13 protein-coding genes, 4 tRNA genes and 1 pseudogene are annotated in these 11,583 nt (G+C 32.1%); 8 read left to right on the forward strand and 10 right to left on the reverse strand.

Features of this window, described 5'->3' with window-relative positions; genetic code table 11:
* From HALSAC_RS17305 to HALSAC_RS0113270, 10 genes and pseudogenes are all read right to left on the reverse strand, one after another.
* Window positions 1-245: pseudogene (locus tag HALSAC_RS17305) on the reverse strand (putative sporulation protein YtxC); the annotation flags it as partial.
* A gap of 920 nt (window positions 246-1,165) precedes the next feature.
* Window positions 1,166-1,342 carry a hypothetical protein gene (locus HALSAC_RS17165; RefSeq protein ID WP_156924197.1) on the reverse strand — a complete coding sequence of 59 codons (177 nt, stop codon included), beginning with the start codon at window positions 1,340-1,342 and terminating at the stop codon, window positions 1,166-1,168.
* Window positions 1,343-1,686: 344 nt separating this feature from the next.
* Window positions 1,687-1,941 carry a hypothetical protein gene (locus tag HALSAC_RS0113235; RefSeq protein ID WP_027340664.1) on the reverse strand — a complete coding sequence of 85 codons (255 nt, stop codon included), beginning with the start codon at window positions 1,939-1,941 and terminating at the stop codon, window positions 1,687-1,689.
* A gap of 124 nt (window positions 1,942-2,065) precedes the next feature.
* Window positions 2,066-2,230: a hypothetical protein gene (locus tag HALSAC_RS17170; protein WP_156924198.1), complete on the reverse strand. Its 165-nt coding sequence runs from the start codon at window positions 2,228-2,230 to the stop codon at window positions 2,066-2,068.
* Between the two features lie 387 nt (window positions 2,231-2,617).
* Window positions 2,618-2,776 (reverse strand): aspartyl-phosphate phosphatase Spo0E family protein, encoded by a 159-nt coding sequence (locus HALSAC_RS16945; RefSeq protein WP_084804518.1) that lies wholly within the window; start codon window positions 2,774-2,776, stop codon window positions 2,618-2,620.
* A 157-nt stretch (window positions 2,777-2,933) separates the two neighbouring features.
* Entirely contained in the window at window positions 2,934-3,188 is a 255-nt protein-coding gene (locus HALSAC_RS0113250; RefSeq protein WP_027340665.1) for a hypothetical protein, read from the reverse strand.
* An 85-nt stretch (window positions 3,189-3,273) separates the two neighbouring features.
* Window positions 3,274-3,349, reverse strand: a tRNA-Val gene (locus tag HALSAC_RS0113255).
* A 79-nt stretch (window positions 3,350-3,428) separates the two neighbouring features.
* A tRNA-Met gene (locus tag HALSAC_RS0113260) sits at window positions 3,429-3,504 on the reverse strand.
* A 91-nt stretch (window positions 3,505-3,595) separates the two neighbouring features.
* Window positions 3,596-3,683, reverse strand: a tRNA-Leu gene (locus HALSAC_RS0113265).
* Between the two features lie 105 nt (window positions 3,684-3,788).
* Window positions 3,789-3,864, reverse strand: a tRNA-Trp gene (locus HALSAC_RS0113270).
* A gap of 256 nt (window positions 3,865-4,120) precedes the next feature.
* Here HALSAC_RS0113270 and HALSAC_RS0113275 point away from each other — a divergent pair.
* The 8 genes from HALSAC_RS0113275 to HALSAC_RS0113310 form a co-directional block, all read left to right on the forward strand.
* A complete protein-coding gene (locus HALSAC_RS0113275; protein ID WP_027340666.1) occupies window positions 4,121-4,306 on the forward strand; it encodes a hypothetical protein in 186 nt (61 codons plus the stop codon).
* A gap of 182 nt (window positions 4,307-4,488) precedes the next feature.
* On the forward strand, window positions 4,489-5,526 hold the full coding sequence (gene argC, locus HALSAC_RS0113280; RefSeq protein WP_027340667.1) for an N-acetyl-gamma-glutamyl-phosphate reductase: 1,038 nt from the start codon (window positions 4,489-4,491) through the stop codon (window positions 5,524-5,526).
* A gap of 228 nt (window positions 5,527-5,754) precedes the next feature.
* Window positions 5,755-6,957: a bifunctional glutamate N-acetyltransferase/amino-acid acetyltransferase ArgJ gene (gene argJ / locus HALSAC_RS0113285; protein ID WP_027340668.1), complete on the forward strand. Its 1,203-nt coding sequence runs from the start codon at window positions 5,755-5,757 to the stop codon at window positions 6,955-6,957.
* Window positions 6,958-7,093: 136 nt separating this feature from the next.
* Window positions 7,094-7,957, forward strand: coding sequence for an acetylglutamate kinase (gene argB / locus HALSAC_RS0113290; protein ID WP_027340669.1), 864 nt, complete (start codon window positions 7,094-7,096; stop codon window positions 7,955-7,957).
* 114 nt (window positions 7,958-8,071) lie between these two features.
* Window positions 8,072-9,262, forward strand: coding sequence for an aspartate aminotransferase family protein (locus HALSAC_RS0113295; protein ID WP_027340670.1), 1,191 nt, complete (start codon window positions 8,072-8,074; stop codon window positions 9,260-9,262).
* A gap of 140 nt (window positions 9,263-9,402) precedes the next feature.
* Complete coding sequence (locus HALSAC_RS0113300) at window positions 9,403-10,350, forward strand: 1-phosphofructokinase family hexose kinase (protein ID WP_027340671.1); 948 nt, start codon at window positions 9,403-9,405, stop codon at window positions 10,348-10,350.
* Between the two features lie 2 nt (window positions 10,351-10,352).
* On the forward strand, window positions 10,353-10,826 hold the full coding sequence (locus tag HALSAC_RS0113305; protein WP_027340672.1) for a CBS domain-containing protein: 474 nt from the start codon (window positions 10,353-10,355) through the stop codon (window positions 10,824-10,826).
* Window positions 10,807-11,583 (forward strand): cation:proton antiporter domain-containing protein (locus HALSAC_RS0113310; RefSeq protein ID WP_027340673.1); only part of this gene is annotated, 777 nt, incomplete at its 3' end. The genes HALSAC_RS0113305 and HALSAC_RS0113310, both read left to right, overlap by 20 nt.

Below are 11,583 nucleotides of genomic sequence, written 5' to 3' on the forward strand. Positions count from 1 at the left end.
AAATAATTTATAATTACATCAGATAAAACATTAGCTATATACTCTTTAAAGATATTTAAAAGAACCTTCTCATCTATCTCTTTTCGAGTAGAAGAACACCTACATTCAAAGAGTCTAATTTCACCCTGTTTTATTTCATCAACATCTATTAAAATACCATCTTCTTTTAAAAAATCTAATTCGAAATACAGCCTTTCCTGTAAACATTCAACATAATCTTTAGTACCTATTCTAATTCTAGGCATTCTACCACTCCCTTAGAAGATTGAGTCTATAATATTATATGTGAGTTGAAAAATTTATATACTTAAATTATGAAGGTTTAAGTAAGCTAAGAGGGTATAGCTATAATCATAATACATAATTTTAGATTTGATGATATATCATTATAGAGATTCTTAATCTTAGATTCCCACCAAATAACATTCTTTAATATGGCTTAAAAAACTAGCCTTCATTGCCTTTACCTCTACTATATAGAAGTCATCAAATCATTTTTTATTTAATTGATAACCATTTGATAAACTTGAAAAAACAACTAATTAATTTTATCTATTTTTTCAAGCTGTTATTATTCTTTAGATATAATCTTTGTATTGAATAAAATCCTAATGTAAAGAAAATAGCAGTACTTATTGAACTCAAAAATCTTCGATAAAGACTAGTAAAAAAGCTTCCTTAAAGATAAAGCTTATAATCTAAGATAGTAAATAATAAAACAAATTCTAAAAACATATTTATTATATTAATTCTTTTATCATTTATACTTTTGAATGATCTTTTTAAATTTCTCATAGCTAGGCTTTAATAATCTTTTTCCACCAAAATACATAATGTTTCCTAATAATCCTGCTAATAAAACATTATAGATATTGTAAATTATATTGCTTTCTAAAAAGATAATATTTGCTAGTACATAATATAAACTAAAGATAATGAAAAATATAAAATAACGTTTCTTAATTTAAATCATCTCTTATTTCTATATTTTTTAATTAATTGTGCGGCCTCTCTACTATTCTAATCGGCAATTTATTTAGCTTAAATTCTTAATCAACTAGTTTAATAGTATCAAGCACCTGTTGAAATACTTCAATTTTATTATTATATTCTACTTGATTGCTAGAAAAAACTATTTTCAACTTAACATCTTCTTTATTAACAACTATATATTTTCTTTAAATACCCCTTCTTCACTAGCTTCCAACTCATATTTGACTCCTTCAATAAATACAAAAGTAAGTAATTCTTCTTTATTAATGGAATAATTATTGTCATTAATACTCGGTAAAATGGCTTCTATTTCATCTAATTTAGTTGCCTCATTTTTAATCTCTTTCATAAAGTCACTTAATTATCCTACACCTTTTAGATATTGATCTATTTCCTTATAATAGTTTCTTAATTTTCTAGTTGATAATATAAATTTTCAATTTTTCCATCAGGAGTTTTAACTTCTAATTCTAACTTATCCCCTATCTCACTATCAATTCTTACTTACCCTAGATCTATTATATTCATACTCTTAAATTTTTCTGCTTTTTCAATTAAACCACCTCTCAAACTTGTTATTTTTGACTTTGGCTATTTATCTTTTCTAAAATTTATTCAATACTTTATACCTAATAAACCAAATTTACAAATGAATACTTACCTTACACCACTTTAACATATTTAAAATAACTACTATCTTTTTATATCTATAATTTGCAACACTTCAACTATTAACTTATAACCATCCAATATATATAAAGCTACACAGACTAACAAGAAAAAAATCATCCACTCACTCATGCCGCTAACATTAGGATTTAAACTCTCAATAACACTAAAAATTATATAAAGAGTAGCTATTAAGGCTACTGAGATATACCCTACCTTTACTTTTACCTTGACTTTATCTATTAATTCCTTCTTATGAACTTTACTTTCTTTTCTCACTTTATAACCCCCAAATCAAATTTTAGCCCTTACTTTCACCCAATCTATCTGTAATTGTTATTAATAAATCAATAATCTTTTCTAAAGAAATTAAAATATAATAAAAACCTAATAAAACAACTAACTAAGTAAGAGATTCACCTCCAAAAAGATTAGTTCTATAAACAGGAATTCCAAGAATTATAGCTACTTCAACTAGTATAGATATAATTAACAAAATACTAAAAAAGATAATGCCTGTTTTAGTATTCTCTTTCAAATTCTTTATAACATTTTTCTTATAATTCATTATTATTCTCCTCCTCATTTTATTGTTTTGTAACTTCATAAATCAAAGCACAAAAAACCAAATGATATAAAGTTTATGTTTATAAAACACAATTATCCTATTTCAATTATATTAATTCTAGAAAACAGATACTACCCCTCCAATAAATTCTACATTAATTAAAAAAAGCATATCCATTATGGATATGCTTCTCTCCATACTCAAATTAGATGCTCTATACTCTACTCAAACTTCTTCTAAAAAAAATTTTCTTAAGAGCAAAAAAAGTCAAAGAGCGTTGGCCCTTGACTTTATCTCTCTAACTATCTATGTATATTTACTATCTACTACATTATTATATTAATGATTTAAAAATAACATCTGTCAAATTTATATTAATTTAAAAATTTAATCCAAATTATTTGTCATATAACTTAAGATCTTCTCATCTAACTCTTGACTTATTCTAATAACATCTTCATTAACTGAAGATTTATCTCTAACCGCTTCAATCATCTTAGTTCTCAACACTTCAATCTCTTTCCTAATACAATTATTATCTCTCATAAAATCACCCTCTTCAAAAATCAACTTATAAAATCAACATTACCTATTGTAACATTTTATAGAATCACTTTCAAGTATTATGAAAAGTAAATAATTTTCTGAAAATTATAAGGTACAAATATAAACTTTTATCTCTTAACCTTCTGTATCAAATCCCCTATACTCTATCCTCTAGCTTCTCCAGGGCCCTCTTCTCTACTCGATAATACTGACTAGGAGAATAAGGAAAGCTACTGCTATTATACCTTTCAACATTATCTCGAAGGTCTTTAGCCTCAATTAAAGGTTGCTCTACCTCCTTGTCTATGTCTAATACTCCTAAGCCAACCTCTATTAAATTAATAATCTTCTCCTTCTCCCGGGCCAACTTACTATCAAGTTTCCTCTCCACTACATCATAAACGGGATACAATTCCCTCCACCTTAAAGCTCCAAAAAATAAAAAAGACCCGCTCCACCAACAGCTTGTAAAGCCTTGGTATAACTAGGTTTGTATTTGGTGGGAATAAGCGGGTTCGAACCACTGACCTCTACGATGTCAACGTAGCGCTCTCCCAACTGAGCTATATTCCCTTATTATTAATTTATACTTACTTATAAAAAAATCGGGTTGCACCAAGGGCACTCCCTATTCTAATCAACCTTTACATTTTGGTTGCGGGGGCTGGATTTGAACCAACGACCTTCGGGTTATGAGCCCGACGAGCTACCAGCTGCTCCACCCCGCGACAATAAGTGTAACTAATAATTAAGAGATAAAAATTAATAGCTTTAAAGCCTTTTAATTCTTAATTTTTAGTCCTTAATCGATTTAAAAAGTGGTACCGAGGGTCGGGTTCGAACCGACACGGGCCAAAAGCCCACCGGATTTTAAGTCCGATGCGTCTGCCAATTCCGCCACCTCGGCTTAGTACCAGTTTATAATTGATAGGTTATAGTTGATAGTTAAAACTTTAAATTCTTAAAATCTCTTAACTGTCAATTATCAATTTTTAATTGCCAACTGTTTTATTGGCAGGGGAGACAGGACTTGAACCCGCAGCACCCGGATTTGGAGTCCGGTGCTCTACCAATTGAGCTACTCCCCTAAGCAACAATTTAAATTATAACTTATGTTTTAAATTAGGTCAAGTCTTTTTTTTATTAAATTAAAATATTGGTTAAAAATTAGTTTATAATCCTATTATCTGATTTTTGTTCTTATTTATAAAAACACTATAGAGGCTAAAGTCATATTATTTAATAGTAGTAAAAAAATGAGTTGGATTATTTTTTTAAAATTTCTTGCACAGAAATTTAGCTTACTTCATATACTGTAGGGAGAAGTACTTTAGGGGGGATAATATGGCTTGGAAGTTTAAGTTAAAGAGGTTTTGGCTTCGCAATCAAAGGAAGGTTAAACCCAGTTTGGGTCTTGTCTTATTCCTAGGAGGAATTTATACAGTTATTAGGACTATGCCAGGTTGGATTATTGGAGTGGGAGTTGGAGGGTTTATTACTCTCTTAGGTTTGAACTTATTAAAAAAATAAGAGGTGCGAGGTGATTGACTTAATTGCCATTAGGCAATTTTTTCTTTTTTTGTCCTTTGGAAAGGATATAAAAAGGGATATAAGGAATTATCAATAAAAAACTTTGGAAAAACCATTGTATTATTATACTTTTTTATGTATAATTATTAATGAAATAGTCGGGATTAATTAAGGAGGAGTAAATGGTGAATGTAAGTGTAGTAGGAGCAACAGGATATACAGGTGCAGAATTGGTTCGGTTATTGGCTAAGCATCCAAAGTTAGAGATTAATACCTTAACTTCAAATACCTTTGCTGGGCAGAAGATATCTGATATATATCCAAACTTAAAGGGAATGATAGATATTGAGTGCGAAAAGTTAGAATTAGATAAGGTAGGAGAGGGGTCAGAGTTTATTTTTACAGCACTGCCCCATGGTATTTCAATGGATGTTGTACCTAAATTAGTAGAGAGAGGTATTAAGGTCATAGATCTAAGTGGTGATTATCGATACAGTAATTTGATCACCTATGAAGAATGGTATAAGGAGCATAGTTCACCAAAACTATTAAGAGAAGGTGTCTATGGATTGCCTGAACTTGGAAAAGAGAAGATTAAAGAGGCAAAATTAGTAGCCAATCCAGGGTGTTATCCTACAGCCTCTATTTTGGCGTTGGCCCCGATGGTTAAAGAGGGTTTAATAGAGGATGGTAGTATTATAATAGATGCAAAGTCTGGAACTACAGGAGCTGGGAGGAAGGTCTCATTAGGAACTCACTTTTGTGAGATCGATAGTAATTTTAAGGCTTACAAGGTAGGGAATCACCGTCATACCTCAGAGATAGAGGAAAAACTTTCTTTGGTAGGGGATAATGATGTTAGCTTAACTTTTACCCCTCATCTCTTACCGGTAAAAAGAGGGATATTAGCTACCATTTATGGAAATCTAACTAAAGGGGTAGAGATAGAAGAGTTATTGGAAAGGTATCGTCTTTTTTATAAAGCTAATAAGTTTGTAAGGATCTTAGATATGGGCCAACTTCCTCAGTTAAAGTATGTAGTAGGATCTAATTATTGTGACATTGGAATCCAGATAGATGAGCGAAGAAATAGAGTAATTATAGTATCTGCTATAGATAATTTAATTAAAGGTTCGGCTGGTCAAGCTATTCAGAATCTTAATATTATGGCAGGTTGGGATGAGAGTTTGGGATTAGAAGATGTAGGGATGTATCTTTAGGGCAGCAAAAGCAGTATCGAGTTAAAAAAAGAAATGTTAGCTTTGCCCACGAAGAGTTTTTAGGTCTCCAAAAACTCAGAGGGCTATAGTAGTTGATAATTGAAAGTTAAGAATTGATAATTGATAGTTTAAGTTCTGATTTTTCGTTTTTGCTTAAATGGTTTTAAAGATTTTAACTATCAATTATCAATTATAAATTGTAAACTAGAAAAAGGAGGTATTATTAAGATGAGTTATAATGAGATAGAGGGGAGTGTTACCGCTCCTAAGTGTTTTTTTGCCGCAGGGGTTAGTGCTGGGATTAAGAGAAGTGGCAATGAAGATATTGCTTTGATATATAGTGAATCTGAAGGAAATGTAGCAGGAGTCTTTACTACTAATAAATCATGTGCTTCTTCTGTCACAATTGATAAAGAGATAATAGAGGAAGGAAAGGCTCAAGCGATAATTATTAATAGTGGTAACGCTAATGCTTGTACTGGAAAGAGAGGATACAAAGATTCTAAAGAAATGATAAATTTAACAGCTAAAAAGTTAGGATTAGATGTAGATAAAGTTTTAGTAGCATCCACGGGAATTATTGGAAAGTTTTTGCCTATGAATAAGGTTAAAAGAGGAATATCAGAAGCTTTCGATAACTTAAGTGATGAAGGAGGACCTTTAGCTGCTCAGGCGATTATGACTACTGATACATATGCTAAGGAGAAGGCTTTTGAGTTTGAAATAGCAGGTAAGAATGTAAGAATCGGTGGTATCGCTAAGGGATCAGGGATGATTGAACCCAATATGGCTACTATGCTTGGATTCTTGACTACTGATTTAGCAATAGAGAGTGGATTGTTAAAGGAGGCTTTAACTGAAGCAGTTAATCAATCTTTTAATAGAATTACCGTTGATGGTGACCAAAGTACAAATGATATGGTTATAATTTTAGGAAATGGTGAGGCAGGAAATGAGATTATAAAGGAAAAGAATAATGATTACTATAAGTTTTTGGAGGTCTTAAAGGAGCTGACAAGGTGGTTGGCCCATCAGATAGTTAGAGATGGTGAAGGGGCCACTAAGTTTGTTGAGGTTGAGATTAAAGGGGCAAAAAGCCTAGAAGAGGCACATAAAGGTGCTAGAAAGATAGCAAATTCTAGCTTAGTTAAAACTGCTTTATTTGGTGAGGATCCTAATTGGGGAAGAATCGTAGCTGCAATTGGTTCTGCAGGAGTGGATTTTGACTTGGATAATCTAGAGATAGAGATAAATGGAGTTAAGCTATTAGCTAGAGAACAGCAGGTAACCCAAGAGATAAAGGAGGATTTACTTGCAAGTAAAGATATCAATATAGTTGTAAATTTGAATAACGGAGATTATAGTGATAGAGTTTGGACCTGTGATCTATCTTATAAATATGTAGAAATTAATGGAGAGTATCATACTTGATAGTAGTGTGAGTGCCAGTGAGAGTGTGAGTAAAGTCAAAATTTCAAACCTTAACCTAAATATAGATCTTTTATGATGGACTTAAGGTTTTTACTGACACAGACACTATAGCAATTGAAGAGAGGAAGTGAATTTTATGGAAGAGTTTATTAAGAAGGCTGATATATTAATTGAAGCTTTGCCCTATATGAAGGAGTTCTCTGGAAAGACTATAGTAGTTAAGTATGGAGGTAATGCTATGGTAAATCCCGAGATAATGGCTTCAGTTCTTGATGATATAACATTATTAAAGTATATAGGGGTTAATCCAGTAGTAGTTCATGGAGGGGGACCTTTAATTAGTCAGAATCTAAAGCGACGAGGTATAGAGAGTGAATTTCATCAAGGTTTAAGGATAACAGATAAACCTACTATGGAAGTTGTAGAGGAGTCTTTAATTGGGAGAATAAACACTCAAATCGTATCATTGGCAAATTTGGCTGGTAATAAGGCAGTGGGCTTATCGGGAAAAGATAGTAACTTGATTCAAGCTAAGAAGTATGAAGTTAATGGAAAGGTTGACCTTGGCTACGTAGGAGAGATTGATAAGGTTAATCCTGAGATATTAGAGACGGTGATAGATAATAGTTATTTACCTATTGTAGCTCCAGTTGGTGTTGATAAGAATGGAGAGAGCTATAATATAAATGCCGACCTTGTAGCAGGAGAGATAGCAGCAGCTTTAGGTGCTGAAAAGTTAATTCTATTGACTAATATAGAAGGAATACTATCAAACCCAGAAGACAAATCTTCTTTAATTTCAAGGTTAAAGGTAGAAGAGGTTAAAGAGATGATTGATGAAAAGAAGATAGTAGGAGGAATGATTCCCAAGGTGAGATCTTGTATAACGGCATTAGAGCAGGGTGTAAAGAGGACTCATATACTTGATGGGAGAGTTGATCACGCACTTCTTTTAGAGATGTTTACTGACCATGGAATAGGTTCTATGATATCTAAGTAAGAGCAGTGTAAAGTTAACAGTTAAAGTCAGGAGCAAATATAAAGCACAGAGAATATTTTTTTATTTATTTAATATTCTTTATTAACTATTATTTGATATGGGGGAGTGGTTAGGATGAATAAGAGTGAGATTCTGCAAGCGGATAAGAATTATTTTATGAATGTCTTTGGTGAACGTTTTCCTGTAGTAATTGAAAAAGGGGAAGGGGTTTATCTTTATGATAATGAAGGTAATGAGTATTTGGATTTTGTAGCTGGAATTGCTGTAAATGCTTTGGGCTATAATTATCCAGAGTTTACTGAAGGAATAAAAGAGCAAGTTGAAAAGGTTCTTCATGCTTCAAACCTTTATTATTTTGAAATTCAAGCTAAACTATCCAAAATATTGATTGAAAATTCTTGTGCGGATAAGGTCTTTTATAGTAATAGTGGTGCCGAGGCCAACGAAGGAGCTATTAAGTTGGCTAAGAAATACTTCAAAGAAAAAGGAAAGGATAGATGGGAGATCATTACTGCAAAAAAGTCTTTTCATGGAAGGACTTTAACCACTGTAGCAGCAACGGGCCAACCCAAATATCAAAAACCCTATCAACCGATTCCTGGAGGTTTTGTACATGTGGAGTATAATAATCTAGAAGCGGTAAGGGAAGCAATAACAGATAATACTGCGGCTATAATGGTGGAGCCTATACAAGGTGAGGGTGGTGTCCATCCAGCAGATAAAGGTTACTTAAAGGGGTTAAGAGAGATATGTGATAGAGAAGGTATATTACTTATCTTCGATGAGATACAGACAGGTATAGGTCGAACAGGTAGCTTATTTGCTTATCAGGAGTATGGAGTCGAGCCTGATATCCTTAGCTTAGCAAAGGCTTTAGGAAATGGTATGCCAATTGGAGCTTTCTTAGCTAAGGATGAGGTAGCTAAAGCCTTTAATCCAGGAGATCATGGTTCAACCTTTGGAGGTAATCCTTTGGCTTGTCAAGCAGCTTATCTAACTTTAAAGATTATCTTAGAGAATAATTTGTTAGAAGATGTAAAAGAGATGAGCACTTATATGCAAAAGAGATTAGTGGAATTAAAGGATAAGTATTCTTTTATTAAGGAGTTAAGAGGGATGGGCCTAATTTTAGGTTTAGAGCTTGAGGTTGAAGGAATTGATATAGTTAAGAAGGCTTTGGGTGAAGGTCTATTAGTTTTAACAGCAGGTAAAAAGGTACTTAGGTTTTTACCACCATTAATTATTAACAAAGATAATGTAGATAAAGCTATAAAAATATTGGATAAAGTTTTTGCAGAAATTTAATAGAAGTAGAAAAGCTATCGTTACTCGGTAGCTTTTTTTACTCTAAATTTAATATATTTTTCTACTTCACTTTAAAAAAAGTTATAAACAGAGTATAATAGTAAATAATAGTAAACTTTAAATTATAAGGAGGGGTATTAATGATTACAACTGTTACTTTAAATCCTGCAATAGATAGGGAATACTTTGTTAAAGAGAACAAGCCTAACCTACACCAGTATATATATGATGACGAGGGTGTAAAGGTATCACCAGGAGGAAAAGGAGTTTTAAGCGCTATTAACCTTAAAAATTTAGGACATGAAGATGTTCAAAACATTGGTTTTGTTGGTGGAAAGCAGGGGCTATTCTTTGAAAGGCTGGTTCAAGACTGTGATATTACAACAAATTATATCTTTACAGAGAATGAAATGAGAAATAATATATTTATTATCGGGGAAAGCCCGGCTACTTATACTCATTATAATGATTATACTTATAGTGTTTCTGATAAAGATATAAATAATTTTATCAAAAGATTTAAAAGAGGGATAGTAGATAGTGAATTTATTATGATCTCTGGAGCAATTCCTGGTGGAGTTAGCTTTGATATTTATAAAGAATTAATTAGTATCTGTCATGAAAATAATAAAGAAGTTTATTTGCATGCTAGTGGTGAAGTTCTTAACTTAGCATTAGAGGAGCAACCTAAGGTTGTTGTACCTTATTTTAAGCATACCAATAAGATTTTAGATAAAGAGGTAGCTACTATTGAGGATTATATCTGGGCTGGGAAAAAGTTATTAGAAGAAGGGGCTCAATATGCAATTCTCCCTTATGAGTGTAATCATCTTATCTTTGATAAAGATGAAACTTATAAGGTTTCTTCAAAAGATTTTTGTATGGTTAATTGGTTAGGGGCAGGGGAAGCTTATAATGCTGCTTTCTTTGACTATGTTGAGAGAAAAGGCTTTGATTTTATTGAAGCAAATAGATGGGCAGCAGCTGCAGCTTTGGTAGTAGCAGAAGAGAAGGAGATATTATTAAAAAATAAAGGTGAAATTGAAGAGAGATTAGAATTAATTGAAGTCGAAAGGGTGAGCATATAATTATGAGTAAAGTAAAGAATTATATGATGAGAAGTTTAAATTCAGTCTGTCAGCATGATGAAGTTGAGGGAGTAATTAGATTGATGCATAAGATAGAAAGGTCTGTTCTCCCTGTGGTTGATGATGAAAATACTTTCTTGGGGACTATTTATATCCAAAATATTTTAAAGAATATAATCCCAGAACGATATGGTTTCTTAGATATAAATAAATTTATTTATGAACGAAATCAGGCTGCTGAAAATTTAAATAATATAAAAGGCAAAAAAGTCAAAGACTATATGTCGAAGAAGGTTATATCTGTAAAAGAAGATGAGAGTATGGATGATATGGCTAGTATTATAATAAAGAATAAGGAGTCATACCTTTATGTAGTAAATAAAGAAGATAAACTGAGAGGATATATATCAAGGGCAGATCTATTATATTATTTATTGGAGGTAGGAGAAGAAGGGGATGAATCTAGAAGGGATTAAAGATCTTAATGAGCTTAAGGACTGGATGATTGTCAATCAAGCTAATGATAGGACGCTGTATGTGGTAGGTGGATTATTAGTATTGGGTCTTATTATTTTACTTATCAGTAAACAGATTAAGATTCCAAGTATAGTAGGCTATGTGGTTTTAGGAATACTACTAAGTTTTGATATTGTTACAAGTATACCTTTTTTATCTCAAAGTACCAAGGAATGGTATATGTATACTATAGAAAACTTAAATTATTTTGCTGATTTGGCTTTAGCTTTTATAGCCTTTACTATTGGAACTGAACTATCACTTAAAATATTAAAAAAGTTTGAAAAGGAGATATTCTGGATTGTAATATTACAGGGGATAGCAACCTTTTTATTAGTTATTTTTGCTATCCTTGCTTTGGGGTACCCCCTGCACATCGGACTTATATTAGGGGCTATTGCCACAGCCACAGCTCCAGCTCCTACAGTTATGCTCTTAGAGGAGTATAATGCAAAGGGTTTACTTACTTCTATGATTATGGTCGTTGTTGGTGTGGGTGAAGCCTTAGCATTAGTGATCTTTAGTCTGGTTAGACCTTTAGCAATAGTAAATTATAATGGTGGGTCTATATCCTTGCTCAATTTATTTTTATTCCCTTTTCTAGAGATAGGAGGGTCAATCCTCTTAGGATTAGCAGTCGGTTATATATCTCAAAGGTATATAGTAGATCTAGATTCTAAAGCAACGAAGACGATGACAATTTTAGCTACAGTGGTA

Origin of the sequence: Halonatronum saccharophilum DSM 13868, from assembly GCF_000517025.1 — a bacterium.
GTDB classification, from domain to species: domain Bacteria; phylum Bacillota; class Halanaerobiia; order Halobacteroidales; family Halobacteroidaceae; genus Halonatronum; species Halonatronum saccharophilum.